At 64.2% G+C, this 26,195-nt stretch carries 27 protein-coding genes, 1 tRNA gene and 2 pseudogenes; 20 read left to right on the forward strand and 10 right to left on the reverse strand.

Annotation, left to right across the window (positions count from 1 at the left end):
- Nucleotides 1-170 precede the first annotated feature (170 nt).
- Nucleotides 171-617, reverse strand: a complete 447-nt coding sequence (locus JQ632_RS18925) for a lysozyme inhibitor LprI family protein (RefSeq protein ID WP_212404087.1) — start codon at nt 615-617, stop codon at nt 171-173.
- A gap of 283 nt (nt 618-900) precedes the next feature.
- Here JQ632_RS18925 and JQ632_RS18930 point away from each other — a divergent pair, with 283 nt between their 5' ends.
- The 8 genes from JQ632_RS18930 to JQ632_RS18965 all read left to right on the forward strand — a co-directional run bounded on the left by JQ632_RS18930 (nt 901) and on the right by JQ632_RS18965 (nt 10,196).
- A complete protein-coding gene (locus JQ632_RS18930; RefSeq protein ID WP_212404088.1) occupies nt 901-2,058 on the forward strand; it encodes a thiolase domain-containing protein in 1,158 nt (385 codons plus the stop codon).
- Entirely contained in the window at nt 2,058-2,447 is a 390-nt protein-coding gene (locus JQ632_RS18935) for a Zn-ribbon domain-containing OB-fold protein (RefSeq protein ID WP_212404089.1), read from the forward strand. Before JQ632_RS18930 ends, JQ632_RS18935 begins: the two co-directional genes overlap by 1 nt.
- 201 nt (nt 2,448-2,648) lie before the next feature.
- Nucleotides 2,649-3,509, forward strand: a complete 861-nt coding sequence (locus JQ632_RS18940; RefSeq protein WP_212404090.1) for a MaoC family dehydratase — start codon at nt 2,649-2,651, stop codon at nt 3,507-3,509.
- Between the two features lie 107 nt (nt 3,510-3,616).
- Nucleotides 3,617-4,495 carry an SDR family oxidoreductase gene (locus JQ632_RS18945; RefSeq protein WP_212404091.1) on the forward strand — a complete coding sequence of 293 codons (879 nt, stop codon included), beginning with the start codon at nt 3,617-3,619 and terminating at the stop codon, nt 4,493-4,495.
- Between the two features lie 131 nt (nt 4,496-4,626).
- A complete protein-coding gene (locus tag JQ632_RS18950; RefSeq protein ID WP_212404092.1) occupies nt 4,627-5,580 on the forward strand; it encodes a dihydrodipicolinate synthase family protein in 954 nt (317 codons plus the stop codon).
- 4 nt (nt 5,581-5,584) lie between these two features.
- Nucleotides 5,585-6,448: an NUDIX hydrolase gene (locus tag JQ632_RS18955; RefSeq protein WP_212404093.1), complete on the forward strand. Its 864-nt coding sequence runs from the start codon at nt 5,585-5,587 to the stop codon at nt 6,446-6,448.
- A gap of 35 nt (nt 6,449-6,483) precedes the next feature.
- Nucleotides 6,484-7,401: a DMT family transporter gene (locus tag JQ632_RS18960; RefSeq protein WP_212404094.1), complete on the forward strand. Its 918-nt coding sequence runs from the start codon at nt 6,484-6,486 to the stop codon at nt 7,399-7,401.
- Nucleotides 7,402-7,508: 107 nt separating this feature from the next.
- The gene (locus tag JQ632_RS18965; RefSeq protein WP_212404095.1) at nt 7,509-10,196 is read left to right on the forward strand and encodes a PAS domain S-box protein; all 2,688 of its coding nucleotides are present in this window, start codon (nt 7,509-7,511) and stop codon (nt 10,194-10,196) included.
- Between the two features lie 69 nt (nt 10,197-10,265).
- Here the strand turns inward: JQ632_RS18965 and JQ632_RS18970 are convergent, their stop codons facing one another.
- The gene (locus tag JQ632_RS18970; protein ID WP_212404183.1) at nt 10,266-10,616 is read right to left on the reverse strand and encodes a GrlR family regulatory protein; all 351 of its coding nucleotides are present in this window, start codon (nt 10,614-10,616) and stop codon (nt 10,266-10,268) included.
- A 268-nt stretch (nt 10,617-10,884) separates the two neighbouring features.
- Here JQ632_RS18970 and JQ632_RS18975 point away from each other — a divergent pair, with 268 nt between their 5' ends.
- A complete protein-coding gene (locus tag JQ632_RS18975) occupies nt 10,885-11,382 on the forward strand; it encodes a hypothetical protein (protein ID WP_212404096.1) in 498 nt (165 codons plus the stop codon).
- A 63-nt stretch (nt 11,383-11,445) separates the two neighbouring features.
- On the opposite strand, the gene JQ632_RS18980 is transcribed toward JQ632_RS18975, so the two are convergent.
- Entirely contained in the window at nt 11,446-11,829 is a 384-nt protein-coding gene (locus tag JQ632_RS18980; protein ID WP_212404097.1) for a VOC family protein, read from the reverse strand.
- A 308-nt stretch (nt 11,830-12,137) separates the two neighbouring features.
- Between JQ632_RS18980 and JQ632_RS18985 the strand changes: the two genes are divergently transcribed.
- The 3 genes from JQ632_RS18985 (at nt 12,138) to JQ632_RS18995 (ending at nt 13,560) form a co-directional block, all read left to right on the forward strand.
- Nucleotides 12,138-12,653 carry a hypothetical protein gene (locus JQ632_RS18985; RefSeq protein ID WP_212404098.1) on the forward strand — a complete coding sequence of 172 codons (516 nt, stop codon included), beginning with the start codon at nt 12,138-12,140 and terminating at the stop codon, nt 12,651-12,653.
- Nucleotides 12,654-12,822: 169 nt separating this feature from the next.
- Nucleotides 12,823-13,386, forward strand: coding sequence for a hypothetical protein (locus tag JQ632_RS18990; protein ID WP_212404099.1), 564 nt, complete (start codon nt 12,823-12,825; stop codon nt 13,384-13,386).
- Nucleotides 13,387-13,483: 97 nt separating this feature from the next.
- Nucleotides 13,484-13,560: transfer RNA gene (locus tag JQ632_RS18995), tRNA-Arg, on the forward strand.
- A 45-nt stretch (nt 13,561-13,605) separates the two neighbouring features.
- Here JQ632_RS18995 and JQ632_RS19000 read toward each other — a convergent pair.
- Nucleotides 13,606-14,013 (reverse strand): annotated as a pseudogene (locus tag JQ632_RS19000) (glutathione binding-like protein); the annotation flags it as partial.
- A gap of 62 nt (nt 14,014-14,075) precedes the next feature.
- Complete coding sequence (locus tag JQ632_RS19005) at nt 14,076-14,333, reverse strand: hypothetical protein (protein WP_212404101.1); 258 nt, start codon at nt 14,331-14,333, stop codon at nt 14,076-14,078.
- A 209-nt stretch (nt 14,334-14,542) separates the two neighbouring features.
- Here JQ632_RS19005 and JQ632_RS19010 point away from each other — a divergent pair, with 209 nt between their 5' ends.
- Both JQ632_RS19010 and JQ632_RS19015 read left to right on the forward strand, forming a co-directional pair.
- Nucleotides 14,543-14,953 (forward strand): DUF3775 domain-containing protein, encoded by a 411-nt coding sequence (locus tag JQ632_RS19010; protein ID WP_212404102.1) that lies wholly within the window; start codon nt 14,543-14,545, stop codon nt 14,951-14,953.
- Nucleotides 14,954-15,024: 71 nt separating this feature from the next.
- Nucleotides 15,025-15,486 (forward strand): host attachment protein, encoded by a 462-nt coding sequence (locus tag JQ632_RS19015; RefSeq protein WP_212404103.1) that lies wholly within the window; start codon nt 15,025-15,027, stop codon nt 15,484-15,486.
- Nucleotides 15,487-15,514: 28 nt separating this feature from the next.
- Here JQ632_RS19015 and JQ632_RS19020 read toward each other — a convergent pair whose 3' ends face one another.
- Entirely contained in the window at nt 15,515-15,778 is a 264-nt protein-coding gene (locus JQ632_RS19020) for a hypothetical protein (RefSeq protein ID WP_212404104.1), read from the reverse strand.
- Between the two features lie 291 nt (nt 15,779-16,069).
- On the opposite strand from JQ632_RS19020, the gene JQ632_RS19025 reads away from it, so the two are divergent.
- From JQ632_RS19025 to JQ632_RS19035, 3 genes and pseudogenes are all read left to right on the forward strand, one after another.
- Nucleotides 16,070-16,516: a hypothetical protein gene (locus tag JQ632_RS19025; protein ID WP_212404105.1), complete on the forward strand. Its 447-nt coding sequence runs from the start codon at nt 16,070-16,072 to the stop codon at nt 16,514-16,516.
- A 63-nt stretch (nt 16,517-16,579) separates the two neighbouring features.
- Nucleotides 16,580-17,281, forward strand: a pseudogene (locus JQ632_RS19030) (DMT family transporter); the annotation flags it as partial.
- An 82-nt stretch (nt 17,282-17,363) separates the two neighbouring features.
- Nucleotides 17,364-18,101, forward strand: a complete 738-nt coding sequence (locus tag JQ632_RS19035; protein WP_212404106.1) for a hypothetical protein — start codon at nt 17,364-17,366, stop codon at nt 18,099-18,101.
- 51 nt (nt 18,102-18,152) lie between these two features.
- On the opposite strand, the gene JQ632_RS19040 is transcribed toward JQ632_RS19035, so the two are convergent.
- Together JQ632_RS19040 and JQ632_RS19045 are read right to left on the reverse strand one after the other, a co-directional pair.
- The gene (locus JQ632_RS19040; RefSeq protein WP_249152261.1) at nt 18,153-18,431 is read right to left on the reverse strand and encodes a hypothetical protein; all 279 of its coding nucleotides are present in this window, start codon (nt 18,429-18,431) and stop codon (nt 18,153-18,155) included.
- Between the two features lie 66 nt (nt 18,432-18,497).
- On the reverse strand, nt 18,498-19,937 hold the full coding sequence (locus tag JQ632_RS19045) for a deoxyribodipyrimidine photo-lyase (protein WP_212404107.1): 1,440 nt from the start codon (nt 19,935-19,937) through the stop codon (nt 18,498-18,500).
- 131 nt (nt 19,938-20,068) lie between these two features.
- On the opposite strand from JQ632_RS19045, the gene JQ632_RS19050 reads away from it, so the two are divergent.
- Both JQ632_RS19050 and JQ632_RS19055 read left to right on the forward strand, forming a co-directional pair.
- Entirely contained in the window at nt 20,069-21,802 is a 1,734-nt protein-coding gene (locus JQ632_RS19050) for a methyl-accepting chemotaxis protein (RefSeq protein WP_212404108.1), read from the forward strand.
- Nucleotides 21,803-21,874: 72 nt separating this feature from the next.
- Entirely contained in the window at nt 21,875-22,270 is a 396-nt protein-coding gene (locus tag JQ632_RS19055) for a DUF2177 family protein (RefSeq protein ID WP_212404109.1), read from the forward strand.
- 152 nt (nt 22,271-22,422) lie between these two features.
- Here the strand turns inward: JQ632_RS19055 and JQ632_RS19060 are convergent, their stop codons facing one another.
- Nucleotides 22,423-23,082: a peroxiredoxin gene (locus JQ632_RS19060; RefSeq protein WP_212404110.1), complete on the reverse strand. Its 660-nt coding sequence runs from the start codon at nt 23,080-23,082 to the stop codon at nt 22,423-22,425.
- A 382-nt stretch (nt 23,083-23,464) separates the two neighbouring features.
- On the opposite strand from JQ632_RS19060, the gene JQ632_RS19065 reads away from it, so the two are divergent.
- Nucleotides 23,465-24,040: a hypothetical protein gene (locus JQ632_RS19065; protein WP_212404111.1), complete on the forward strand. Its 576-nt coding sequence runs from the start codon at nt 23,465-23,467 to the stop codon at nt 24,038-24,040.
- Nucleotides 24,041-24,196: 156 nt separating this feature from the next.
- On the opposite strand, the gene JQ632_RS19070 is transcribed toward JQ632_RS19065, so the two are convergent.
- A complete protein-coding gene (locus tag JQ632_RS19070; RefSeq protein ID WP_212404112.1) occupies nt 24,197-26,047 on the reverse strand; it encodes a nucleotide pyrophosphatase/phosphodiesterase family protein in 1,851 nt (616 codons plus the stop codon).
- Nucleotides 26,048-26,195: the final 148 nt, after the last annotated feature.

The following is a 26,195-nucleotide window of genomic DNA, read 5'->3' on the forward strand; positions in this document are numbered from 1 at the left end:
CCGCGGGTTGCTGCCGCGGCAGGCCATTCCTCACGGAACACGCCGACAATATCTGATTGCGCTATTACAAGGGTGGGCAAAGGCGCGAAAGCGCCGTGCCCACCATGTTTCCTCAGCGTTTGGCGGAAGAGGTGGGCACGCTTCGCTTTGCCCACCCTACAAGCTACAAGCTATCGCTGAATATACGGCACCTTCAATTCGCCGATCCGCTCAAACGTCTTCTCCGCCAGGCAGCCATAGGCCCAGGTCCTGCTGCCCGAGCCGCCAGGCTCTCCGACGACTCCCCAGCATTCGGCATCGCGATAGGCTTCCCACGCTTTCTGGCTTGCGGTGATCCGCTCCGCCGAACTCGGTCCGTTGCCGGATGGCGGCGGCCAGGTGTTTCGCGCCCGCGCGTCCGCTTCCAGCGCCGTCGCACGGTCGACCGACCGGCGATAGATCTGCTCGAGCTCGGCTGACGCTGTGCGATAGAGGTCGTGCAGGCAGTCCCGCTGCTCGGCATTCGATCTGCGCTCATAGCACGCCTTGATGCGGTCGTTGTCGGCGCGGCCACAGCCGGCCAGTGCGAGCAGCAGGGCCACGCTGAAGCAGGACATGCCGTTCGAAAACTTCGTCAAATCGGTTTTCCCGCGCACACTTGCATCGCCTTCGGTTTCATTGGTGGCCGTCGAACCCAGCCGGGTTCAACGGGAGGCGGTTCTACTGTGCATGGGGTTGATTTCGAGAAAAAAGAAACGACATAGGCCGTGGGTAAATCGCGTCTGCGATCTTGCTCGCCCTGACGGCGAATTGCGCCGAGCCGCTACCCTCTCGCCCGACGGAATATTTCCGCGCTTGCCAAGCTGCCAGCGGCGGTTCAGAAAAACGGTGCAAGAAGAAACGCCAGCGGAGAACCTGAGTTTGACCATCAAGGGCAAGGCCTACATTGCCGGGATCTACGAGCACCCGACCCGGCATGCGCCGGACAAATCCACAGCCCAACTCCACGCCGAGGTCGCCAAGGGCGCGATCGAGGACGCCGGGCTCACCAAGGACGACATCGACAGCTATTTCCTCGCTGGCGACGCGCCGGGCGGGGCCTGGCCGATGGTCGATTATCTCGGCCTCAACACCAAAAAGCTGCGCCACATCGATTCCACCGAAACCGGCGGCTGTTCCTACCTGATCCATCTCGGCCATGCCGCGGAAGCGATTGCCGCAGGAAAATGCTCGGTCGCGCTGATCACGCTGGCGGGCAAGCCGCGCACCGGCGCGATGCCGCCGCGCGCCGCCGGCGCCGAGGTTGATTTCGAGTCCGCCTATGGCGCGACCACCCACAATGCCTATGGCATGTGTGCCATGCGCCATATGCACGACTATGGCACCACCAGCGAACAGCTCGCTTGGATCAAGGTCGCGGCGTCCCATCACGCCCAGTACAATCCGCACGCGATGCTGAAGGACGTCGTCACCGTCGAGGACGTGCTGAACTCGCCGATGATCTCCGATCCCTTGCACCGCATGGATTGCTGCGTCGTCTCCGATGGCGGTGGCGCGCTGATCGTGACGACGCCCGAGATCGCCAAGAGCCTGAAGAAGCCCTTGGTGCGCCTGATCGGCCATGGCGAGGCGATGAAGGGACCGCGTGGCGGCAAGGACCTCGATCTCACATACTCCGCCGGTGTCTGGTCCGGCCCGCGTGCGTTCGAGGAAGCCGGCATCACGCCGAAGGACATCAAATACGCCTCGATCTATGACAGCTTCACCATCACCGTCTTGATGCAGCTCGAGGACCTCGGCTTCTGCAAGAAGGGCGAGGGCGGCAAGTTCGTCGCCGACGGCAATCTGATCTCTGGCGTCGGCAAGCTGCCGTTCAACACCGACGGCGGCGGCCTGTGCAGCAACCATCCCGTCAACCGCGGCGGCATGACAAAGATCATCGAGGCCGTCAGACAATTGCGCGGTGAGGCGCATCCAAAAGTGCAGGTGCCAAATTGCGATCTCGCCATCGCCCACGGCACCGGCGGACTTTTGGGCGTACGCCACGCCGCCTCGACCTGCATCATGGAGCGCGTGTGATGGCTGAAGCGAAGAAATATCCGGCACCGGTGACCAATCCCGAAACGGCGCCGTTCTGGGAAGCGGCGAAGTCCGGCAAGTTCATGATCAAGCGCTGCACGGCCTGCGGCGAAGCGCATTACTTCCCGCGTTCGATCTGCCCGTTCTGCTTCTCCGACAAGACGGTGTGGGAGGAGAGTTCGGGCGAGGGCACGATCTACACGTACAGCCTGATGCGGAAGTCGCCGACCGGTCCTTACGCCATCGGTTATGTCACGCTGAAGGAGGGGCCGTCGGTGCAGACCAACTTTGTCGACTGCGACCTCGAGAAGCTGAAGATCGGCCAGAAGGTGAAGGTGGTGTTCAAGCCCACCGACGGCGCGCCGCTGCCGTTCTTCACACCGGTGTAGGTCCTTTCTTCCTTCTCCCCCTTGTGGGAGAAGGTGGCGCGCAGCGCCGGATGAGGGGTCTCGCTCGGCGGAGAGACTCTCTGTGCTCAACCGACCCCTCACCCAAATGAGTTTGTTGCACCGTCTTCGCCGCCCTCTCCCACAAGGGGAGAGGGCACCTCAACTGGCGGTGCCGAAGACATTCGGGAGGAAACCAAAAAGATGTCCGCGCGATACGAAGAACTCAAAGCCCTGAAAAACCTCGGCCAAAAATACGCCTACAGCGATCGCGAGGTGATGCTTTACGCCTATGGCATCGGGCTCGGTGCCGACCCGATGGACGAGAAGGAGCTCGCCTTCGTCAATGAGGGCACGCTGACGCCGCGGCCGCTCAAGGTGGTGCCGACCTTCGCATCCGTCGCGGCCTGGGGCGCAGGTCCCGGCGAGATGAACCTCAACCGCGTGATGGTGGTGGACGGCGAGCGCGACATCACCTTCCATCAGGCTTTGCCTGCCACTGCCCACATCACCGCCGACTCCTCCGTGCTCGAGGTCTACGACAAGGGCAAGGACAAGGGCGTGGTGATCAGCCACCAGACCGTGCTGAAGAACGAGAAGGGCGAAAAGCTCGCAACGCTCGTCGCCTCGCGCTTTGCCCGCGGCGACGGCGGCTTCGGCGGGCCGAACCTGACCCAGCCCGATCCGCACAAGATCCCGTCGCGGTCTCCCGACAAGACCGTCGATATCGTCACGCGTCCCGACCAGGCGCTGGTCTATCGTCTCTGCGGCGACCGCAACCCGCTGCACAGCGATCCCGAGTTCGCCAAGAAGGCCGGCTTCCCGCGTCCGATCCTGCACGGCATGTGCACCTACGGCATCACCTGCCGCGGCGTGCTCCAGACCTATGCCGATTACGATCCGTCCGCCTTCCGCCAGCACATCGCGCGGTTCTCCTCGCCGGTCTATCCCGGCGAGACCGTGACCATGGACCTCTGGAAGGACGGCAACGTGGTCTCGTTCGAAGCCAAGGTGAAGTCGCGCGGCGTCACCGTGATCAAGAACGGCAAGACGGTGCTGGCCTAACTTACGCAGTTGCGCACCTGAGAATCTCGCGCGACGACCTCTGGATTCCGGGTTCAGCGCTGCGCGCTGCCCCGGAATGACAAGAATAAAATCAGGGAGAAGCCACCATGGGACTACTCGACGGCAAGGTTGCGCTGATCACCGGTGCGGGCGGCGGGCTCGGTGAGGCCTACGCAAAACTGTTCGCGCGCGAAGGTGCAGCCGTCGTCGTCAACGACCTCGGCGGTCCCCGCGACGGCTCGGGCGCCGACAAGTCAATGGCCCAGCTTGTGGTGGACGCGATCAAGGCCGAAGGGGGCAGGGCGGTTGCCAACGGCGCCGACATCTCCACCATGGAGGGCGGCCAGTCGGTGTTCGACGACGCCATCAAGAATTTTGGCCGCGCCGACATCCTCGTCAACAATGCCGGCATTTTGCGCGACCAGACCTTTGCCAAGGCGTCCGAGGCCGATTGGGACAGGGTCATCAAGGTGCATTTGAAAGGCACCTTCTGTTGCACCATGCCGGTGTTTCGCTGGATGCGCGAGAACGGCGGCGGCGTCATCGTCAACACGTCCTCGACCTCGGGCCTGATCGGCAATTTCGGCCAGACCAATTACGGCGCGGCCAAGGGCGGCATCTGGGGCCTGTCCAACGTGCTGGCCATCGAGGGCCGCAAGTACAACATCCGGATTTGGACCCTGGCGCCGGGCGCGCTGACCCGCATGACCGCAGACCTGCCCCGCTACAAGGAGAACCCTGGCGCGGCGCTCGGGCCGGACGGCATCGCGCCGGCCGTGCTATACATGGTCAGCGATTTGTCGGGCGACCAGACCGGCAAGGTGCTGGGCGTGTCCGGGCCCCGCGGCGTGCGCGAAATGCGGATGATGGAGATGGAGGGCTGGAAACCACCGCACACGGGCTGGAACGCCCGGGACATCATCGATCACGCCAAGGAGATCTTTTTCTCCGAGGAGCAGATCAAGATGGGCGCGCGGCGGTTTTAGCTTGATTTGTCGTTCCGGAGCGCGACGAAGTCGCGAGCCCGGAATCCATAACCACCAGCCGGGGTTATGGATTCCGGGCCTGGCCCTTCGGGTCATCCCGGAATGACGACAGATGATAGGACAGAAGACCAATGAAACTCACCGCCGAAGCCAAGGGCACCTTTGCGATCGCGCCGACGCCGTTCCACGACGATGGCCGCATCGACGAGCGCTCGATCGATCGCCTGACCGATTTCTACGAGGAGGTTGGCTGCGACGGCGTCACCGTGCTCGGCATCCTCGGCGAGGCGCCGAAGCTCGATGCGGCCGAGGCCGAGCAGGTGGCGGTTCGCTTCGTCAAGCGCGCGAAGACAATGCAGGTGATCGTCGGCGTCTCCGCGCCGGGCTTTGCCACCATGCGCTCGCTGGCGAAGGCATCGATGGATGCAGGCGCGGCAGGTGTGATGATCGCGCCGCCGCCATCCTTGCGCACCGACGACCAGATCATTGGTTATTTCAAGCAGGCGGCCGAAGCGATCGGGCCCGATGTTCCCTGGGTGCTCCAGGATTACCCGCTGACGCTGTCGGTGGTGTTCACCCCCGCCGTGATCCGCAAGATCGTCATGGACAATGCGAATTGCGTGATGCTCAAGCACGAGGACTGGCCGGGCCTGGAAAAGATCTCGACCCTTCGCAATTTCCACAAGGACGGCTCGCTGCGGCCGCTCTCGATCCTCTGCGGCAATGGCGGCCTGTTCCTCGATTTCGAGATGGAGCGCGGCGCTGACGGCGCCATGACCGGCTATGCCTTCCCCGAACTTCTCATCGACGTCGTGCGGCTCTCGAAGGAAGGCAAGCGCGACGCCGCGCATGATCTGTTCGATGCGCATCTGCCGCTGATCCGCTACGAGCAGCAGCCGGGTGCGGGCCTTGCCGTGCGCAAATACGTGCTGCAGAAGCGCGGCATCATCGCCTCCAGCGCGCAGCGCAAGCCGGGTGCTGTCATCACGCCGGCCGCGAAGGCCGAGGTCGATTATCTCCTGTCGCGCGTCGCGAAGGTCGACAAGCGCGCCAATCTCCAACTGCAGTCCAGCGCAGCAGGTTAACTCCATGGCCGAGATCGCCGCCGTCCGCCCCGCGTCCACGATCCTCCTGTTGCGCGATGGTGCAGCGGTTGTCGACGGCAAGAGCCGCGACGAGATCGAAGTCTTCATGATGGTCCGCCATCATCAGATCGAGTTCAATTCGGGCGCACTGGTGTTTCCGGGCGGCAGCGTCGATGCCGGTGACAAGGAGATCGTCGCGCGGTCTGATCTCTATTCGGGCGGCGAAGGCCTGAGCGAATCCGATCGGGGCTTTCGTATCGCCGCGATCCGCGAAACCTTTGAGGAGAGCGGCATTTTGCTGGCGCGCCCGAAGGGCTCGAGCGCACCGATCGACGCCAGGCGCGCCGGTGAGCTCGCCGATGCGCATCGCGTCGCGCTCAACGAGCACAAGGTCAGCTTTCTGAGCATCCTGGCTGACAACGGCCTCCAACTCGCGCTCGACACGCTCGTGCCCTATGCGCACTGGATCACGCCGGAGGGCATGCCAAAGCGCTTCGACACCTGGTTCTTCCTTGCTGCCGCTCCTCCGGATCAGCTCGGCGCCCATGACGGACGGGAGTCCACGGACTCGATCTGGGTGTCGCCGCGTGAGGCGGTGGAGGGCGGCAAGAGCGGACGCTTCATCTTGCCGTTCCCGACCACACGCAACCTGATCCGGCTTGCCAAGCAGCCCAACGTGACGGCCGCGCTCGACGACGCCCGCGGCATGTCGATCGTGACCGTCATGCCGGTCATGACCAAGACCGCAACCGGTCGCCAGCTCCGCATTCCCCGCGAGGCCGGCTATGACGGCGAGGTCTTTGAGGTGGGGCTGCCGGCTAGCACAGTTCGACCCACAGCGAAGGATCGCGACCTCCGGCCGCGGTAGGTTCCGTCTGATGGAAACGAGACGGAACGTGCAACATGGACGGCCGGCAAGACACCAATATCGCCGTCGAGCTGGCGTTGCTCGTCCTGCTCGCAACGCTGTGGGGCGGCTCCTACACCTTCATCAAGCTTGGCGTCGCCACCATTCCGCCGATCACGCTGATCGCGGCGCGCACTGCGATTGCGGGCCTGCTGCTGCTCCTGGTGATGCGCCTGCGCGGCGTCACCATGCCGACGGACCTTGCGACCTGGCGCCGATTCGCCTTCCAGGCCGTGCTCAACAGCGTGATCCCCTGGACGCTGATCGCCTGGGGCGAGCGCCACGTCGATGCCGCGCTCGCCACCATTCTCAATTCGGCCGCGCCGATCCTCACCTTCCTGCTCACGGCGATCGTCACCCGGCACGAGGCAACGAGCCCGCGAAAGCTGTTCGGCGTCGTCGCGGGCATGGCCGGCATCTGCCTGATTGTCGGCGTCGATGCGTTTCACGACGTCGGCCGCGGCTTCCTTGCGGAGGCCGCCATCGTGGCCGCCACCATCTGCTACGCCTGCGCGGCGATTTTTGGCCGCAGCTTTAGGGGGCTCGACCCGATGGCGCCGGCGGCCGGCTCGCTGCTGGCGGGAGCCGCTGTCCTGATCCCGGCTTCGCTCGCCTTCGAGCAGCCCTGGACGCTGTCGCCCTCCATCAGCTCGGTGCTGGCATTGCTCGCGCTCGCGGTGTTCTCGACGGCTGTGGCGTTCGCGATCTACTTCCGCCTGATCCAGGCGCTCGGCTCGGTCGGAACGACCGCCCAGGCCTATCTGCGCGTGCCGATTGGCGTGGCGCTCAGCGTGGCGTTGCTGGGCGAGACCCTGAGCAAGACCGCCTGGATCGGGCTCGCCTGCGTCGTGCTCGGCGTTGCCGCCATGACCATCCCGGGGCGGGCGCCGGCGGCGGCCCGCGCATCGCCCTGATGGCGGGGCAGGGGCCGATTGGTTAATTTTCGGCCGATTCAGCCATGTTCCCCCAGGGCCGGCATCCGTCGTATATTGCGCCGGCCAGGAGTCCGGTTCCCATCAAAATGCCCGCCGAATTGACGCCAATACCCGAAAAGAAGCGTGCGTTCTCGCTTTCCATCGGACAGATGACATTCGGCAGCTTTATGCTCGTGCTGGCGGTGATCCTCGTCACCTCGACCGCGAGCGTGATCGCGATCCGTCACATCGATGCGACCTTCGCCGAGCTTCAGCGGCTCCAGAGCGTCGGCGACCTTGCCGAGGATATCGACCGCCGGATGAACGAGCTCAGGCTCGCCGCGCGCGACTTCGTCACCGATCCAGGCGCCGGCGTTCAGTTCAAGCAGGTCGGCGAGGCCGCCTCCACCCTCAGCGACATCCTGAAGAAGACCCGCATCGAGCTTGCGCCCGAGCAGCAGGACATGATCGACGGCGTCACCGAACGCCTTGCGACCTATCGCACCGGGCTCGAGCGCATCTCCGCCCTGATCGACCGCCGCGCCCAACTGATCGCCGGTCTGCCGCCGCTGCGCGAGCAGTTCGACGCCGCCATCAGCGCCTCGACCGACCGCGAGCTCGCCTCGCGCCTCGCCGAGGCGCAGAGCCGGATCGCGGTTGGATTGCTCGCCCGCAATCCCTCCGCCGCCGAGCAGGCCGCGCAGGGCATGCGCGCGGCCGACATCGGCGATGCCAGGCTGAAAATGGCGGTCGACAATTATGCCGAGGCCATCATCGCGGTTGCGGTACGCGAGCGGCAGATCGCCGACATCGACCGCGAGGTGCTGGGATCGGAAGGACGGCTGATAGGGCGCGTCACCGAATTGTTGCGCGACGTCAGCGACCGCCGCGGCCACGTATTGTCGCGCGATTTCGCGCGGACGCTGGCCGAGGCGAAGTGGCAGAGCATCGTGCTCGGGACCATCGGCGTGCTGATCGGCATCGCCGCGGCGCTGTTCGTGGTGAGCCGGACCGTTCGTCCGCTCGCCCAGATCGCCCGCTCGATCCGGGCGCTTGCAGGGGGCGAGAAGAACATTTCGATCCCGTCCGCCGAGCTCGACAACGAGATCGGCGACATCGCGCGGGCCGCAGAGGTGTTCCGCCGCGCGTTGGAGGAGGCCGACACCGCGCGCGAGGCGGCGGTGCGCGCGCTCACCGAGCAGCGCCTTGCCGAAGAGAGCTACCGCAAGCTGTTCGAAGGCTCGGTCGACGGCATCTACGTGACCACGCCGGCCGGCGACCTCGTCAACGCCAACCCGGCCCTGGCGCGGATGATGGGCTATGCGAGCCCGCAACAACTCATCGACAGCATCAGCGACATCGCCCACACGATCTACGTTCACCCCGAAGCGCGCGCCGAGTATCAGCGGCTGATGGAGCGCGACGGCATGGTACGCGAGTTCGAGTATCAGGTGCGCCAGCGCGACGGCGACATCCTGTGGCTCTCCGACAGCGCCACCGTGGTGCGGGACGAGCAGGGGCAGATCGTTCGCTACGAAGGTACGCTGCGCGACATCACCGACCAGAAGCGCGCCGAAGATGCGATCGCCGAAGGCCGGCGCCTGTTGCAGCAGGTTATCGACACCGTGCCGGCGGTGATCAACGTCAAGGACCGCGACCTGCGCTACGTGCTGATGAACCGCTATATGGCCGGCATCTTCGGCATCGAGCCCGGTGACGCGCTGGGACGCACGACGGGCGACCTGATGTCGCGTTACGGTGCGGCCAAGACCGACGAGAACGACAAGCGGGTGCTGAAGGTCCGCAAGGGGCTCGGCTTCTACGAGGAGGAATACAAGGATTCGTCCGGCAACATGCGGCAATGGCTGGTCAACAAGCTGCCGCTGCTCGACGCCGACGGCGAGATCGAGCGGATCGTCACCGTTGCGCTCGACATCGGCGAGCGCAAGCGGGGCGAGCAGGAGATGCGCAAGGCCAAGGAGGCGGCCGAGACCGCGCTGCGCAATCTGCGCGAGACGCAGGCCTCGCTGATCGAGGCGGAAAAGCTGGCCGCGCTCGGACGGCTGGTGGCGGGCGTCGCGCATGAGGTCAACAATCCCGTCGGCATCAGCCTGACGGTCGCCTCCGCCCTGGAGCGCAAGACGGCGATGTTCACGGCCGAGGTCGAGCGCGGCGAATTGCGCCGCTCCACCCTCAACGACTATCTCAACACCAGCCGCGATGCGTCCTCGCAGCTCGTCGCCAACCTCAACCGCGCGGCCGAACTGATCCAGTCGTTCAAGCAGGTTGCGGCCGACCGCAATTATTCCGACCAGCGCACCTTCGACCTCGCCGATCTCACCGAGCAGGTGGTGATGAGCCTGCGGCCGGGTCTGCGCAAACACAATCTGACGCTCAACGTCGAGTGCCAGCCCAATCTGATCATGAACAGCTATCCCGGCCCCTACGGCCAGGTGCTGACGAACCTGTTCCTGAATTCGGTCGCGCACGCGTTCCCGGACGGGCGGCCCGGCATTATCGATATCCAGGTGCGCGAGTCCGGCAAGGACAATGTCGAGATCATCTTCTCCGACAATGGTTGCGGCATGTCGCTCGACGTGCGCCGCCGCGCCTTCGACCCGTTCTTCACGACGAGACGCGACCAGGGCGGCACCGGGCTCGGGCTGCACATCGTCTACAGCATCGTCACCAATCGCCTGGGCGGGCGGCTCGATCTCGACTCCGAGGCGGGCGAGGGCACGCGCATCCAGATGATCCTGCCGCGCGTCGCGCCGCTGGAGCAGGCCGCCGAGTAGTTCGCGGTCGATTCTTGTTTAGGCGCGTTTTCTTGACGCGAACCGGTAGCCACTTCGCTTGAAAACGCTCTAGCCGATGTCGGCGAGCTTGCGCAGCGTCGCGCCGAAAATCTGGCTGGCCTTGCCGACGAGCGCGGTTCCCGTCATCTCCGCGTGCGTCCCGGTGAAGGTGCCGGTGACACCGATACCGACCGGCGCCGGTCCGCCGAACAACGGGTTGTCGTCATTGCGCGGAGAGGTGTGTCGCTGCACCAGCACCTCGCCCCTGAAGGTGTTGTCCTTCACGGTGTAGCTGCCGGTGTAATAGAGATAGGCATCGCCGCCGAGGATCTGCCCGTCGCGAAACAGGATCACGCCGCTGCCTTTGCCGACGCGTCCATCGAGCAGCGTCACATGTATCGAGTAGAGGCCGTTCTTCATCACGTCCCGCGGCCGATCGCCTTCGCCCTCGGCCGACCGGTCCATCTTTTATGCCAAAGCGCGTTGGCCCGCGCAACGCGGCAGTTTGGCTGCGGACCGCACCTCACGCCTCGCAAGCCGTAGTTGTCCCGGCTTGCAGTGACGCTTGTGTGACGGCCTGATGATGAGGTGAGGCCAAGCCAGACGAAGCAAGTCAGGCGAATCAAACTGGCCCGCGAAATGCATAGCCATTGTTGCACTGGCCGCGGGGTGCTGGAGCAAGACGAACGTGACAAACTGGATCGATTCCGGCGGCGATCAGCCGCGTCTCTACGGTAGGCGTCTGGACAATGTCAGGTGTAAGGCCAAGCGGTGGCGGATCGGAAGCGCGACACGCTGGCGCGGCGCGCTTCAGCTGAGCTGCGCGGTGCTCATGTTGGCGCTCGCTACGCCATACGGACAAGCGCGCGATGACGGGCGCTATGCCAATTCGCCGTTGAAGGAATGGTTCGATTCCTTGCGAAGCGGCAAGGGGCCGTGCTGCTCCGACGCCGACGGCTCGGCGATCTCGGATTCCGATTGGGAAAGCAAGGACGGGCGCTATCGCGTGCGCGTGCCGCGCTACGGCTATTTGCTCGACGGGCAGCAGCAGGAGCTGGTCTGGGTCGACGTGCCCGACGACGCCGTGATTTCGGAACCCAACCGGGTCGGGCGCACCATGGTGTGGCCGATCTACGGCTATATGGGCGTGGCGATCCGCTGCTTCATGCCGGGATCGATGACCTGATCATCGCGCCATGATCGGCGTCACTCATCCGAGTGGCGCCGACGCGCCGATCCCGCATGCGCCTCAGGTGTATTTCTTGTCGCGCTCGAGCAGCTCGACGGAGATGTTTTCCGGGCCGCGGATGAAGCAGACGCGAACGCCGGGGCGGATGGTCGTAGGCTCGCGCGTGAACTCGACGCCCTTGGCCTTGATCTCGGCGGCGACGGCGTCGATGTCCTTGACGGTGAGCCCGATATGGTCGAGCCCCTGATGCGGGTGCGGGGGCGGTGGGTTCATCGGCTTGTTGGGCTCGAGCGGCGCGATGAAGATGTTGGCGCCGCCAAGCTTGACGTCGATGCGTCCCGGACCGCGGACAATCTCGCCGCCCAGCACATCCCTCAGCCAGGCTGCCGTCGCCTCCGGATCGGGGCTGCGCAAGTGAACGTGATCCCAGGTGACGACCGGCATTTCCATCTCCTCTATGAAGCCTTGCCGCATTGCAGCGCATGTTAGAGCGTTTTCAAGCGAAGTGGACCCCCGGTTCGCGTCAAGAAAACGCGTCAAAACGAGAATCTAGAGCCCGTTTCGATTCCATCGGAACGGAAAGGGCTCTAACAATCCCGTCGCGCGATGACCACACGCGGCGGTCGCCGGACGGGAACCCGGAGCGATCTCGCGGGTTGAACAACGCGTGGCGGTCCGCCGTCAAACGGCCGTATCGGCACGCTAGCGGTGAGCGGCAAGGGCACGACGCCTTGCCCGAGATTCGGTGACGCATGAGCGCTGGGCTTGGCCGTATCGGACGTATCAGCTTCGGCAAGCGAAGTCTGGTGCTACTCTTCGCCCTCATGCTCCTCGGCCTTGGCGCCTGGCTGTTCCTGCCCGCCTCCAACGGTCGTGTAGCGGGGACCAAGCCGCCGGCCGCAAATCTTGCTTCCCTTCAGGGCGAGGCCTCCGAGGCGGCGACAATCGGGCTTGCGACCTCGTCAACGGATGCTGCCGAGCTGCAGCGGCTGCGAATCTCCTCGCAGACCTGGCGGCGCGGCGGGCTCGGGTCGAAGGCGCTGGTGACCTTCACCCTGCGAAACGACAACGACTATGCCGTGAGGGACGTCGAGATCTCCTGCGCCTTCAACCGGCGCGACGGCAGTCATCTGACGGACCGCAGGCGTGTGCTTCCCGAAACCGTGAACATGAAGAGCCGCAAGACCTATGCCGAAGTTCATATCGGCTTCGTCAACATCAACGCCAGCCAGGCGAGGTGTTCGGCGGTGGCTGCGCGCCGTAGCTAGCCGTATCTAAAGGTCGGCACGTTCCGGTAGTGGAAAACTTACTGTTCTCCTCCCTATCGCCAAAATACCCGCGTTGCCGTTGAACCTGATGCCATCAGCAGGAACCAATTAAGAGATCGCCGGTTTAAGGCAGAGAGCCTGTGCGCAATGCGCGGGCGGAGCGTCACCAATGCCCATCCTTCGCTATTTTGTGTACGTCGGCGGGGCGCTGCTCGTCCTGCTGTTCGGTGTGAATCTGGTTCTGCCGCAAGCCGCACATGTCGAGACCGTCGCGTCGGAGGCCTCCATCAGCGATGCCCCGATGATCCGGATCCGCTCCGAGCGAAAGCTGCCCGAGCGGGTGGTTCTCGACACCAGCCAGCCGACGGTCGTGCCGGTGAAGACGGCCGAAGTCACTGCTTCGAACCAGCCCGCCCAAACTTCGCAATCCCAGGCGCTGGCCGACCTGTCGGCCAAGGCGCGCGTGCGCGATACCTTTGCCCAGTTCACGCCGGAACCGAAGGCTGATGCCGCGGCCGGCAAGAAGGGCGAGGTCAAGCCGCAAGTGGCCCAGGCGGCGCCGCAATCTGCGCCGTCGCCGAAGCACAAGGTAGCCCGGTCGCGCTCGATGCAGCCGCAATACTATGGGCAGCAATATTATGGGCCGCAGTACGGATACTATGGGCCGCAATACGGTCGTCCCATGAGGGTGGCCCAGCAGCCGCATTTCGGCCTCTTCAACAACACCTGGTAAGCTCCTCCGGCCTCCTGCAATTGCGCGGATGGGGCTTTTGCTCCGCGAACCTCTCTGCTAATCCGACCACGACATCGGCCCGGCGCCCGGGCCGCACGCGCTCGTAGCTCAGCTGGATAGAGCATCGGATTTCGATTCCGAGGGTCGGAGGTTCGAATCCTTCCGAGCGCGCCATTCGCAGCCCGCGTTCCCTTTACGTTCCGTCGATGCCGGCTGCCGTCAGCCTCGCATCCGATCCGCCGCAGCGAAATGCGCCATCTGGTCTGCGTGCGCCTTGGCGAAGAAGGGGCGGGCGGTGGCGCGCGCGACGTAGTCGCGACAGGCGGGCGTATCAGCCAATCCGTTGAAGCGATCGACCAGGCGCAGCACGTCGGCCATGAGAATGTCGGCAACCGAGAACGATCCCGCCAGCCACGCGCGCTTTGCCAGCACCGCTTCCATGTGCCGGAGCCGGGCCTTGTGGAATTCGTCAAACAGCTTCCGTGCCGGCGTCGCGCCGGTGTCACCGGAGAACATGAACAGCGACCAGGGCAGGCTCGCCATCTCGACTGAATTGAGCGCCGCGAACACCCATTGCAAGACATCGCTGCGGCCGCGCGGATCGGCAGGCATCAGGCACGCATGTCGACATCGCTGACGAATTTCTCGCCACCGATATGCGAAGGGGCCCAGAGGGCCCCTTCAAAGTCTCACCAGTAACGGTAGCGCGGGCCGTAGACGCGCGGCCCGTAGCCATAGTACCTCGGGCGGTAATAGGGCCTTGGACCATAATAGCCATAGTAGCTCGGGCGCCACCAGCAGCGTCCGTAGATGTCGCAGACGTAGCGAACCTGCTCGACGTCAGGCGTCACCTGCGGGGCAGGCGCGATCGGCATGGCCGAGGCAGCCGGCGACGCCGCGAGCGCGGCAAACAGGGACGCGGCAACGAGGCCAATTCCAAGCTTCATAATGTATTCCTCCGCTTACGCGTCCAGAATATCGAACCTGTTCCGCTCAAATTGTGGCGAAGGCGAAATGTAATGCTGATGAACATATGTTCAGTCAGCCCAAGCCACCCAGCCGCTTCCTTGATCTCGCGCAATCAGCCTGCGCGCCTTCCCGGCTAGTCTTTCTCGGTGGGAGCCACCAAGCGCCGGCCCCCGGAAAGCGAGTGACGATGACGACAATTCCGAATCTGTCGATTTCGCCGGAGAAGGTCTTCTTCATCATTTCGAAGTCGCGACAGTCCGACAGCGGGGCCGCCGGAGGCGGTGTCATCCTGGAGTCCGGCGACGACGACTTGAGCTACGGCCGCGGCGGTCGTGGCGAGGAGACCGATCGGACCGAACTCGCGGGCTTCATTCGGGATCTCAACATGGACGAGCAGATCGACCTGGTCGCCCTGACGTGGCTCGGCCGCGGCGACGGCGATCTTGCCAATTGGCGCGAGTTGCATGCCCAGGCCGCCCAAGCCCACAACAGACGCACCGCGTCCTACCTGATCGGGACGGCGATGCTGGCCGACTATCTCGAAGAGGCGATGGCACAGTTCGGAAAATCCTTCGAAGAGTTCGAAGCGCATCTCTGATCGAGCGTTTCGCTAGCGGTGCCGCGGGCAGCCACGGTTGGCGGCCTCCGCACGTTTCCTGGAGTCCTGCAATGAACAAAATGAGAATCGACAAGGGCGATTGGCTCGTCGTGTGCGACGGGCGCAAGGCGCTGATCCTGGAGAACCTCGGCGACGAGATGTTTCCCAATCTGCACACCCGCGAGGTGCACGAGCAGCCCAACCCGTCAACCAGCGCGCAAGGGACCGATGCGCCCGGCAGGCTCAATGCCTCCGTGGGCGGAGCCCGCAGTTCGGTCGAGCAAACCGACTGGCACGACGAGGCCGAGCGGGCCTTCCTCAAAACCCTGGCCGGCCGGCTCGACACCGCCCTGACCGCGGGCGAGACGAAAGCGCTGACCATGGTGGCCTCGCCACGCGCGCTCGGCATGATCCGCGAGGACTATTCCGCCGCTTTGCGCAAGGCACTGCGGGGCGAGATCCACAAGGACCTCGTCAAGCTGCCGGTCTACGAGATCGAGAAGCAGTTGCTGGAATCGGGCGCCGGCAACTAGCCGGTCACCTCAGCACCCGCGGCACCCCTCAGTAGCAGGGGTGCCGGCGGCCGTCCTGGCCGATATAGGCGGCCGCGCTCTGGCGGCAGTGATTGGTCGAGGGACCGTCGTAATAGGCGAAGGTGCCGGCCGTCAGGCCCGGCCCGTAATTGTGCAGATAGCTGATCGGATAGGGCAGCGGATTCGCGTGATACCGGTGGTAGCGGTGATGATGCCGCGCCTCCGCCAGCGCAGGGGCCAAGGTTACCGCCGACAGGACCGCAAGGGCGGCAAGACGCGTCAATTTGCTCATCTCATTTCTCCGGAACCGGCGCTAACGAACCGATATCTTATAGCCATTTTGGGCAGGCTTGGTACCTGCCAGACCGGCGGAAATGGTAGCAGATTCCACAGATTCGGTCGTCGCCGGATCGAAATGCCGGTAGGGCCGTCGGGAGCTGCCCATTTTTGGCCTTTTCTGGATGCTTAACGAATTGCCAACACAGTTTGGCCAAGAGTCGTTCAAGTGTCCTGCGGGCCGGCCCTTTGGGGGTCTCTATCGAGGTCGGTCCGTGTCCCAGAAGGCTTCAGCCCGTCGGCTCGCATGCGCATCACGTCCGTAAGTCTGCTGTTGCTCTCCCTCGTCGCGGCCGCGCCGGCGCGCGCGGAGCTGCACATCACCCGTGACCATGGCGGCTACGTCGAGGAGTACAAGACGAAGTACAAGCGCATCCGCGACAAGGGCGAGCGGGTCATCATCGACGGCATCTGCAATTCGGCCTGCACGCTGGTGCTGGGCATCGTGCCCATGAACAAGATCTGCGTGACGCCGAAGGCGAGCCTCGGCTTCCACCAGGCTTATTACGACAAGGCCTTCACCTTCGGCATCAAGGTCACGAGCGCGGAGGGGACGTCCGACCTGATGTCCTACTATCCTGACACGGTGAAGGACTGGATCCGCCGCAATGGCGGGCTCACCACCGAGATGAAGAAGATCAAGAACGGCACCGATCTCTGGAAGATCATCGATCCTTGCCCCGAGGAATGGTGAGCGGCTGAGCTGACGCCGCTGCTTCCGTCGCTTCTCCTGCAACGCAACATCCGTCACACGTAAATTCGCATTGCCGCACCGCCTGATCGGGCCGGCATCTTCCATAGCGCGGTGGCCGGCATCCTCGTCCACGGCTTCTATCTCGGCGGCACGGCGATCGCGATCGCGCATTCGATTCCCGCCGGCCTCTCCGCGCTCATTCCGGGCCTGCAGCCGATCCTGACCTCGACGATCGCCAACCGCTGGCTCGGCGAACGGGTGACGCCGTTGCAATGGGGCGGGCTGCTGCTCGGCCTCGGCGGTGTCGTGCTGATCCTGCACAACCGTCCCATGACCGGGGAGGCCGGGCTCGGCTGGCTCGCCTCCGTGCTGTCGCTGATCAGCATCACGCTCGGCACGCTCTACCAGCGCCGCTACTGCAATCACATCGACTGGCGTGCCGGCAATCTCGTGCAGTACGTCGCGGTCACCATCTTCTTTGCGACCGGTGCCTTCCTGTTCGAGGAGCGGGTAGTGCACTGGACGCGCGAGTTCGTGCTTGCGTTGGCCTGGCTCGCCGTCGTGCTGTCGATCGGCTCGATCGGACTGTTGTACTGGCTGATCCGGCATGCGGCGGCGACCTCGGTCGCGAGCCTGTTCTATCTGGTGCCCGCGGTCACGGCGCTGATGGCCTTTCTTCTCTTCGACGAAAAGCTCGACGCCATCGCGGTCGCCGGCATGGCGCTCTGCGCGGCGGCCGTGTTCCTGGTCAACCGGCGGTTCTAGCGAAACCGGAGGTCAGCACAGCTCTGGCGTGTGTCGCGTGCCATGCTAGAGTGGCGGCGCCATTTCACACGGTGATCTTCAAATGACGACAACCAAGCGCGCATTGCTCGGCGGGGCGAACAAGCCGGTTCGGATTGCATGCATCAACCACGCGAAGCGATCGCTCAACGTGCCGATGGCGAAGCTCACGGCGGCGCTGCAAAAGTGCTACGACAGGCACTTCCTCCCAGTCTGGGGCTATCCGGTCAAGCTCTACAACACGAACGATCCGAGGCCGACGGACTGGCAGCTGATCTATGTGAACAACTCCAGCCAGCGGAAGGGGTTGTCAGGTCGTCATGAGCTGACCTATCGCGGCCAGCCGATCTCAAAGATATTCGTCGAGAGGGTGCTTGCCGGCGGCGAGGACGTGAGCCTTGCAGCCTCGCACGAATTGTTCGAGATGGTCCTCGATCCCATGGCGAACCTGTGGGCGGACAAGACCAAGCGTACCCAGTACGCCTACGAGGTCTGCGATGCGGTGGAGGAGGACTCTTTTGAGGTCGATGGGCTGCCGATGTCGAACTTCGTCTATCCGTCGTGGTTCGAGCCGTTCGATCATCCGCGCGGCACCAAGTTCGATCATTTGGGAAGCCTGACAGAACCCTTCACCATGACCGAAGGCGGCTATCTCATCAAACGGGTGGACGGCAGGGACATCATCAAGGAGTTTGGCTCCCTGGCCAAGCAGCGACGCTTCGAGGCGGAGGACCGGCGCGGGCATCGCAGCGAGTTTCGCGATCCGCGCGGGATTCATCTCGCGCCCAGGGGCCGGCGATAGGCCGAAAAGCAAGACCCCCGGGGCGCGGTGCCGCCGGGGGGCGTGTTGCGGTCAGCGCTTGGCCTTTTTGGCCTTCTTCTTCTTGGCGGTCTTCTTGGCTGCTTTCTTTGCGGCTTTCTTGGGTGCCTTCTTGGCTTTCTTGGCCGCTTTCTTCGCGGATTTTTTGGCGGCCTTCTTTGCCTTCTTCGGCGCCTTCGCTACCTTCTTTGCAGCCTTCTTGGCAGCCTTCTTTACAGCTTTTTTCGGCGCGGGCTTCGGCGCTTCCTTCGGTGGCTCGGGAGCCACCACTGTCTCCATCACCGGCTCAGCTACGGGCGTGTCGTCGTTCATGTCGTCCCCCAGGGTTTGAACGGAACGATGACGATAGCGGGATTCCACAACCTGTCAAAGCAGCGCTCACTTCTTGCGGATCTTCGCATAGGCTGCGAGCGCGCGCTCGCGTCCGTGCGCGTGATCGACGACCGGCTGCGGATAGGTGTCGCCGAGCGCGACACCGGCACTCGCGAGCTCGACCGGCGTCGCGCGCCAGGGCTGATGGATCAGCTCGGCCGGAAGGCCCTTGAGCTCCGGCACCCAGCGCCGGACATAGGCGCCGTCGGGATCGAACTTTTCGCCCTGGAGCACCGGATTGAACACGCGGAAATAGGGCGCGGCATCCGCGCCGCAGCCGGCGACCCATTGCCAGTTCGCCGGATTGCTGCCGGCGTCCGCATCGACCAGCGTGTCCCAGAACCAGCGTTCGCCGCAGCGCCAGTCGATCAGGAGATGCTTGACCAGGAAGGAGGCGACCACCATCCGCACCCGATTGTGCATCACGCCGGTGTGCAAGAGCTCGCGCAGGCCGGCATCGACGATCGGGTAGCCGGTGCGGCCGCGTTGCCAGGCGGCGAGCGCAGCGGCATCGCGCTTCCAGGGAAACGCGTCAAAGCCGTCCTGCAGGTTCTGGTCCGCAAGCTCGGGGACGTCGAACAGGAGGTGGCGGCAGAATTCGCGCCAGCCGAGCTCGCTCAAGAATTTCTCGACGCCGGGAGCGAGGGTGGGCTCGGCGTCGGCGGCAAAGCGCGCGGCGTGCCAGACCTGGCGCGGGCTGATCTCGCCGAACCGCAAATGCGGCGACAGGCGCGAGGTGCCAGCCAGGTCGGGCCGGTCGCGATCACCTGCGTAAGTCCGGACAGTCGTCTTGAGGAAGTCGCGTAGCCGGGTGCGGGCGGCGGCCTCGCCAGGCGTCCAATTGTCGCGCAGGCCACCGGCCCAGTCGGGCTGGGCCGGCTCGAGCCCGTAGTCTTCGAGGACATCGCTGGCGATGTTTGGGACGGATCGCAGCGCCTTCGGCGCGGCCTGCGGTTTGGGCGGATCGCCCATCGCCAGCACGCGGCGCCAGAACGGCGTGAAGCCCCGCAGGCCGCGGTCGTCCTTGTTGCGGATCGCGGCCGGCGGGACCAGGAGGTCGCCAGGAAAGCGCTGCGTTTCGACCGCAAGCTTCGCCAGCGACGCCTCGAGCTGCTCCTCGATTGCTTGATGGGGTCCTTGCGCGATCTCGTTCCAATAGACGGCGCCGGCCGTGCTATCGCGCGCCAGGTCCGGGATGATCCTGGCCGCCGCTCCCTTGCGCAAGGTGAGCGATCCCCCGATCGCCGCAAGACCAATCCCTAATGCGCGCAGCGATTGCGCGAGCCACCAGCGCGCCGCGCCGCCGGGCGGCCGTCCCACGGTTTCGTCGAAGACGTAGAGGCAGATCACCGGCGCGCCTGTTTTGGCCGCGGCATTGAGCGCCGGATGGTCGGCGAGACGCAAATCGTCACGAAACCAGACGATGATCGGCTGCGGGTCAGGCATGATCTGAGGCAATACCTTTGTTTACGGATTGGAAAGGATGTCTCGGACGTCAGACGTTTCCGAATCTTCCCATCGTTAATCGGAAGGTAAGCTGATCCCTCAAATATACGGCGTTCTTTTGGGGGAGTTTCATGTCCAGCCTTTTTGGGAAGTTCCTGCCGCAGCTCAAGCTCAAGCTCGGCACCAAGGCCGTCGCGGCTGCGGTGCTGCTGATCGCTGTGAACACCGCGCTCGTGGTGGGCGCGGGCTATTGGTCTCTGACGTCAGAATTCAACGATCGCGCCCTGCGCGACATCGAGGTCAATCTGCGCACGCTTGCATTGGCCTTCACCGAGACCGTTCCGGACGCCAAGATCACGATGAAGGACGGCATGGTCGTTCGCGCCGAAATCGCCAAAATGCCGGAGTTCAAGGATCACGCGATCGTCGATCGCGCTGTGTCCTACACTGGCGGCAACGCGACGCTGTTCGTCTTCGACGACGCGAGCGGGCAGTTCGTGCGCCGTTCGACCAATGTGAAGAAGGAAAACGGCGATCGCGCAGTCGGCACGCAATTGGCAGCGGACCACCCGGGCCAGGCGCCGCTGCGCAAGGGCGAGGCCTATAAGGGGCCGGCCGTCCTGTTCGGCAAATCCTTCATGACCGCCTATTTTCCGGTGCTGGGCGCGGGCGGCAAGGTGATCGGCATCCTCTATGTCGGCATTCCCATGGCGCAGTTCGAGGCCATGCTGAACGAAGCGATCCGGAACATGGCGATCGCCGCCGGCATCGCGGCGCTGCTGGTGTTGGCCCTGACCATGCTGCTGGTCAGCCGCGTCACCAAGCCGCTGACCTCGGTTACGAGCTCGCTGACGGCGCTCGCCGATGGAAAGAACGACATCGAGATCGAGTGTGAGGACCGGGCCGACGAAATCGGTGAGATCGCGCGCACGGTCGCGGTGTTCAAGAGCAACTCGCTGGAACGCCAGCGGCTGCGCGGCGAGCAGGCGGCTGCGTCCGCGGCCGCCGCCGAGCAGCGCAAGTCCGAGCTGCGTGGCTTCGTCGACGAGTTCCACGGCAGCGTCGGCGGCATCCTCGACAAGGTGCTGGATTCCTCCGGCGAGTTCGAGCGCGTGGCGAAGCAACTGACCGACACCGCCCGCTCGACCGCCGACCTGTCGGCACAGTCGGCCGGCGCATCCGAGACCGCGTCCGATCACGTGCGCACGGCGGCGGCCGCCTCCGACGAGCTCTCCAAGTCGATCTCCGAGATCACCCGCCGGGTGCAGGAATCCAACGACATCTCCGCCGAGGCCGTCCGCCAGGCTGAGGCGACCGACCAGCGCATGGCCCAGCTTTCGGAAGCGGGCTCACGTATCGGCGACGTCGTCAAGCTGATCACCACCATCGCCGAGCAGACCAACCTGCTTGCGCTCAACGCCACCATCGAGGCGGCGCGGGCGGGCGATGCGGGCCGCGGCTTCGCGGTGGTGGCCCAGGAGGTGAAGAGCCTCGCTGGCCAGACCGCGAAGGCGACCGAGGAGATCTCCAGCCAGATCGCCAGCATGCAGCTTGCGACCGAGGAGTCGGTCGGGGCCATCAAGGCGATCGGAGAGACCATCGAGCGCATTAGCGGCATCTCGACCTCGATCTCGGCCGCGGTCGAGCAGCAGAAGAGTGCCACCCACAACATCGCCCAGAGCGTCCGTGCGGCCGCGAGCGGAACGGCCAACGTCGCCACCAATGTCCGCCATGCCGCCCAGGGCGCGAACGAGACCGGCGAGACCTCGAGCCAGATGTTTGCTTCCGCCCAGGCGCTCTCCAGCGAAAGCCTCAACCTCAAGGCCGAGGTCGAGAGGTTCCTGGACCGCGTCCGGGCGGCTTGATGTGAAAGGAGTGGCGGGCTGAAACCACACAGCCCGCCGCGCCGTATCTGGCGGCATCCGATGAGGCCCGCCATGAACCGCTATCTCGTGCTTTATGTCACGACGCTGGTCGTCCTGATGGGACTGGACTTCCTGTTCCTCGGGATGATCGCCAAGGGCTTCTTCACGTCGCAAGTCGGCGACATGCTGGGCGAGCTCAAGCCGCTGCCGGCCGTGCTGTTCTACCTGCTCTATGTGGGCGGGATTCTCGTCTTCGTCAGCGGATCGCTGGCCACGACCTGGCAATCGACGCTGCTCTATGGCGCGCTGTTCGGCCTGTTCTGCTACGCGACCTTCGACCTGACCGCGCTTGCGCTGCTCAGGCACTGGAGCTGGCCGGTCGCGTTCGTCGATATCGGCTGGGGCGCGGTGGTAACCGCGGTCTCATCGACCGCGGGTCTCCTTGTTGCGGATCGTGTGACTTCCTGACTCCCTGTCGTTCCGGGGCGATGCGTTAGCATCGAACCCATTGCGCAATTGCGCAATGTGGAATCTCGAGATCCCACAATGCGCAATTGCGCATTGGGGTTCGCTTCGCGCCCCGGGATGACATTCGCGATTGCTTGGCGCAACCGCGACCGTCATTTCGGCTGCGGCACGATGCGGATGTAGGGCTTCGGCTCCTTCCAGCCCTGCGGCCAGATCGTCTTAGCCTCGTCGTTGGATACTGAGCCCGCGATGATCACGTCCTCGCCCTGCTTCCAGTCGGCCGGCGTCGCGACGCGATGTTTCGCGGTCATCTGCAGGGAGTCGATGACGCGCAGAATTTCCTGGAAGTTGCGGCCCGTGGTCATCGGATAGACCAGCACCAGCTTGATCTTCTTGTCCGGGCCGATGACGAAGACGTTGCGGACCGTCTGGTTGTCGGCCGGCGTGCGGGAGAGGGGATCGCCCGAGGTCGAGGCGGGCAGCATCTCGTAGAGTTTCGAGACGTTGAAGTCGGTGTCGCCAATCATCGGGTAGTTCGGCGCGGCGCCTTGCGTCTCCTTGATGTCTTCAGACCATTTGGCGTGGCGGTCCACCGGATCGACCGACAGGCCCATCAGCTTGACGCCGCGCTTGTCGAATTCGGGCTTCAGTTTCGCCAGCAGACCGAGTTCCGTGGTGCACACCGGCGTGAAGTCCTTGGGGTGCGAGAACAGCAGTGCCCAACTCGAGCCAATCCAGTCGTGGAATTTAATTTTCCCCTCGGTGGTTTCGGCTTCGAAGTCGGGGGCGGTGGTGCCGATCGGAAGTGGCATGGTTCTACCTCATCTCATTGAAGTTAAAAGTAATTTCTGTCTAGAGGCGTCCGGCCGAGTATAGGCCGGAGAAGGTCCCAAGTGAACCCGTTCAAGTAAAATGTGAAATCATTCTCTGAAGGGCCCGATGTTCTAGCATCTTCTGGCTGCTGGCGCTGCTGCGGCGAAATATCCCCGCATCCGGGAAAAGGTTTGATTGCCCCGATATTGCCTTTTATGACCCGCATCACGCCCGCCCCGACGTTGATGGAACCGAATTGATCCTGACAGCGACTAATCGGCAACCATCTAGAAAAGTCGCGATCCCCGTATCGAATCATTAACCACTCGTTTACGCCCGCATGAAAATGCTGGCCGATCAGAAGAAATCTGGAAGTGAACTATGTCTGCCGCTGCGTCGAATACTGTTGAGTTGTTTCAATCCCTCGAACCGTCCTGCCGTGATACTGCGGCTCATGCGCTGACCATCGTGCGCGACGGCGTGATTACCGGTGAAGGCCCCACCACCAAGGGCCGGGTGCATTTCTCCCGTGCGCTCGATTCCGATGACGCCGCCTGGTGCGTGCGCATCCTGACCGCCGCCGCCGTCAACGACCAGCCGATCAGCCGCGCCGAAGCCGAGGCGCTGTTCGAGATCAACGAGGCCGCGACCGAGCGTAGCGACGGCGGCCGCTTCGAGGATCTCCTGGCCAAGGCCGTCGCCCATCACGCCGCCAGCGCCTCCGGCCTGGCGGTGCCGCCGCGCAGCGTCGCGCTGTCGCCGGAAACCGACATCGAGAGCTGGGCGCCGGGTTATGCCAGCCGCGTCAACCGCGACATGCTCGAATGGATCGCCGGCCAGATGCGCGGCAGCCGCCAGGGCAACCGTCGCCTGATGGCGATGGTGGCGACCTTCGTCGGTGCTACCGCACTGCCGCTGGCCGGCCAGTTGCCGAACGTGTTCGACATCGGCATGTGAGATTTTTGCGCCCGCCTAAAGCGCTATCGCGCTTCAGGCGGTTGTTTGCGCATGATCTCCGCGCAAACGCGTTCCGCGTTTGTCGCGAGGGAAAACCACTGCACACTTTTCCGGATCATGCGCTTGTGCGCGACTGAGTTGCAGAAAGCGGCGGGGTTATTTCCCCGCCGTTTTTGTTTTGTCGTCCGCTTCGAGCCCGAGGGTGCGTCCGGGGAAGCCGGCGACGTCGAAATAGCGCTGGCTGCCGACGCGCTGGAAGTTCAGCACGGTGCGAAGCCCGCTGTCGGCCGGCCGCGACTTGACCGACCCGACATAGGCCTTGGGCGTCTCGCCGTTCGGCATCGCCTCCGTCATCACGCGCCCGATCAGGCTGCCCTTCGGCTTCGTCGTCAGGCCCATCAGCTTGGCTGCGGTCGCGCCGACATCGGCGTTGCTGACGGGGAGCTCGTCGACATAGCCGGCTTTGAAGTCGGGCCCGATCGCCGCCATGAAGTTCATGGTGTCGCCGCGGCTGAAGCTGCCATGCATGCCCTGGCCCTGGCGCAGCACGGTGTCGGCGACCTGCACCGAGCAATTGGTCGGCGCCTCGCCGCAATCGCTGGCGTAGGAGCGGAAGTTGACGACGATGGCGGGGTGGGGCGTTGCCGCCTTGCCCTTCAGGCTGAGTTGCGACAGCGGCAGCGTGCCCGGGAAATTGCCGAGATCGTCGTGCACGAAGAGGCCGCTGACATAGTCCTGCGCGAGCAGCGCGTTGATCACCTTGCGGGCGAGCTTGCGGTCCTTGCTCGGGATGTAGATGAGGTCCGATCCGCCGTTGGTGGCGACCACCACGTCCGGCTTGGTCGGATCCTTGCCGAGCACGCCGTTGCCGGCCTTAGGATGCTTGTTGCCTTCGACCTTGGCATTCTTGTCGTTGGGATCGAATAGCGGCAGGTCGAGCGCCTTGGCGAGATCGAGCGCGACAAAACCCATCGGCAAAAAGTCCTTTGGCGTGTCGTCATAGCTGACCTTCGCCGATGGGCTGGTCTTGCTCTCCTTGGAGATCGTCGAGAAGCCGTGGTCGGCCGAGACGATGATGTTGGTCGAGGCGGAAAGCCCGAGCTCGTCCAGCGCCTTGCGGATCTGCGCGAGGTTGTTGTCGGCATTCTTGATGCCGGCCATCGAGGTCGGGCCGTTGATGCCCGGCTTGATCTGGTTGAGGCTGTCGCCGGTGTTGTGCTGGCTGCCGTCGGGATCGCGCGACCAGAACACCAGCACGAAGGGCTTGTTGCGGGCCTTGAACATCGGCAGCACGACCTTGGTGGTGACGTCGGCCAGATAGGCCTGCTGCGCCACGTTGGCGACGGTCGTGCCCGGCGTCTTGGCGTCGCCCGCCTTGGCATTGTCGCCGCGCGACGGCGTGGCGAGCGGCAGGCCGGCCTTGGTCAGGGCCGCCTTCATCTCCTCGGACAGCGGTACGCCGTGCTTGCCACCGGTGGCATCGTCCAGCACGATCGAATGTAGCCCGGCCTGATCCGGACGGTCGGTATGGTCGAACTGGTAGGTCGGCCCGTGCTTGCCAAGCGCGGCGGTCGAGAAACCCATGTCGCGGGCGAGCTTCAGGATGGTGTCTTCGTTGAGATAGTTGCCGTTAAAATGCTCGTCGATGTCGCCGAGCACGGCGTCGTTCTCGATGAAGGGGACGACGGTGTCGCCGGCCGGCACGGAGGTGTAGGCGGTGTAGATCGTGTTGGAGAACACGCCGGTGTCGCCGAGATAGTGTCCGGTCGACATCGCCGAGCCGTTCGCCATGGTGAAGGTCGGAAACAGCGAATGCGGGTTTTTGAAGTTGATGCCCTTGTCGCGGATTTCGGCCATGGCGGGCGCGGTCTCAGGGCTGACCTTGAGCGCGCGCAGGCCGTCGGGAATGAACAGGATCAGGTTGCGCTGGGTATTGTTCTGGGCGGACGCCAGTCCGGTGGACATGAGCATCAGTCCGGCGGACAGCAACAATCGTGAACGGCGCATCAATTCTCTCCCTGCGATCAGGCGGATCGGCGACCGGCGCGGCCGCAGCCCTCCTTTAGTTTTGCTGCGTGACCGTTTTGTTACAAGGGGCGGGGGTTAGGCAAGAGTGATGTTGGGGAGCGGGCACGTAATGCTGTCATTTCGTGCG

The organism is Bradyrhizobium liaoningense (assembly GCF_018130955.1).
Taxonomy (GTDB): domain Bacteria; phylum Pseudomonadota; class Alphaproteobacteria; order Rhizobiales; family Xanthobacteraceae; genus Bradyrhizobium; species Bradyrhizobium liaoningense_C.

Bases quoted from the DNA above. Each gene is read 5' to 3' on its own strand.
- JQ632_RS18935 (WP_212404089.1), top strand. From the start codon at position 2,058: ATGGCTGAAGCGAAGAAATATCCGGCACCGGTGACCAATCCCGAAACG.
- JQ632_RS18985 (WP_212404098.1), top strand. From the start codon at position 12,138: ATGAGCGCTGGGCTTGGCCGTATCGGACGTATCAGCTTCGGCAAGCGA.
- JQ632_RS18950 (WP_212404092.1), top strand. From the start codon at position 4,627: ATGAAACTCACCGCCGAAGCCAAGGGCACCTTTGCGATCGCGCCGACG.
- JQ632_RS19025 (WP_212404105.1), top strand. From the start codon at position 16,070: ATGCGCATCACGTCCGTAAGTCTGCTGTTGCTCTCCCTCGTCGCGGCC.
- JQ632_RS18960 (WP_212404094.1), top strand. From the start codon at position 6,484: ATGGACGGCCGGCAAGACACCAATATCGCCGTCGAGCTGGCGTTGCTC.
- JQ632_RS19040 (WP_249152261.1), bottom strand. From the start codon at position 18,431: ATGAACGACGACACGCCCGTAGCTGAGCCGGTGATGGAGACAGTGGTG.
- JQ632_RS18945 (WP_212404091.1), top strand. From the start codon at position 3,617: ATGGGACTACTCGACGGCAAGGTTGCGCTGATCACCGGTGCGGGCGGC.
- JQ632_RS18980 (WP_212404097.1), bottom strand. From the start codon at position 11,829: ATGCCGGTCGTCACCTGGGATCACGTTCACTTGCGCAGCCCCGATCCG.
- JQ632_RS19020 (WP_212404104.1), bottom strand. From the start codon at position 15,778: ATGAGCAAATTGACGCGTCTTGCCGCCCTTGCGGTCCTGTCGGCGGTA.
- JQ632_RS19045 (WP_212404107.1), bottom strand. From the start codon at position 19,937: ATGCCTGACCCGCAGCCGATCATCGTCTGGTTTCGTGACGATTTGCGT.
- JQ632_RS19050 (WP_212404108.1), top strand. From the start codon at position 20,069: ATGTCCAGCCTTTTTGGGAAGTTCCTGCCGCAGCTCAAGCTCAAGCTC.
- JQ632_RS18965 (WP_212404095.1), top strand. From the start codon at position 7,509: ATGCCCGCCGAATTGACGCCAATACCCGAAAAGAAGCGTGCGTTCTCG.
- JQ632_RS18990 (WP_212404099.1), top strand. From the start codon at position 12,823: ATGCCCATCCTTCGCTATTTTGTGTACGTCGGCGGGGCGCTGCTCGTC.
- JQ632_RS19010 (WP_212404102.1), top strand. From the start codon at position 14,543: ATGACGACAATTCCGAATCTGTCGATTTCGCCGGAGAAGGTCTTCTTC.
- JQ632_RS19070 (WP_212404112.1), bottom strand. From the start codon at position 26,047: ATGCGCCGTTCACGATTGTTGCTGTCCGCCGGACTGATGCTCATGTCC.
- JQ632_RS19060 (WP_212404110.1), bottom strand. From the start codon at position 23,082: ATGCCACTTCCGATCGGCACCACCGCCCCCGACTTCGAAGCCGAAACC.
- JQ632_RS18955 (WP_212404093.1), top strand. From the start codon at position 5,585: ATGGCCGAGATCGCCGCCGTCCGCCCCGCGTCCACGATCCTCCTGTTG.
- JQ632_RS19065 (WP_212404111.1), top strand. From the start codon at position 23,465: ATGTCTGCCGCTGCGTCGAATACTGTTGAGTTGTTTCAATCCCTCGAA.
- JQ632_RS19015 (WP_212404103.1), top strand. From the start codon at position 15,025: ATGAACAAAATGAGAATCGACAAGGGCGATTGGCTCGTCGTGTGCGAC.
- JQ632_RS19035 (WP_212404106.1), top strand. From the start codon at position 17,364: ATGACGACAACCAAGCGCGCATTGCTCGGCGGGGCGAACAAGCCGGTT.
- JQ632_RS18970 (WP_212404183.1), bottom strand. From the start codon at position 10,616: ATGAAGAACGGCCTCTACTCGATACATGTGACGCTGCTCGATGGACGC.
- JQ632_RS18940 (WP_212404090.1), top strand. From the start codon at position 2,649: ATGTCCGCGCGATACGAAGAACTCAAAGCCCTGAAAAACCTCGGCCAA.
- JQ632_RS19005 (WP_212404101.1), bottom strand. From the start codon at position 14,333: ATGAAGCTTGGAATTGGCCTCGTTGCCGCGTCCCTGTTTGCCGCGCTC.
- JQ632_RS19055 (WP_212404109.1), top strand. From the start codon at position 21,875: ATGAACCGCTATCTCGTGCTTTATGTCACGACGCTGGTCGTCCTGATG.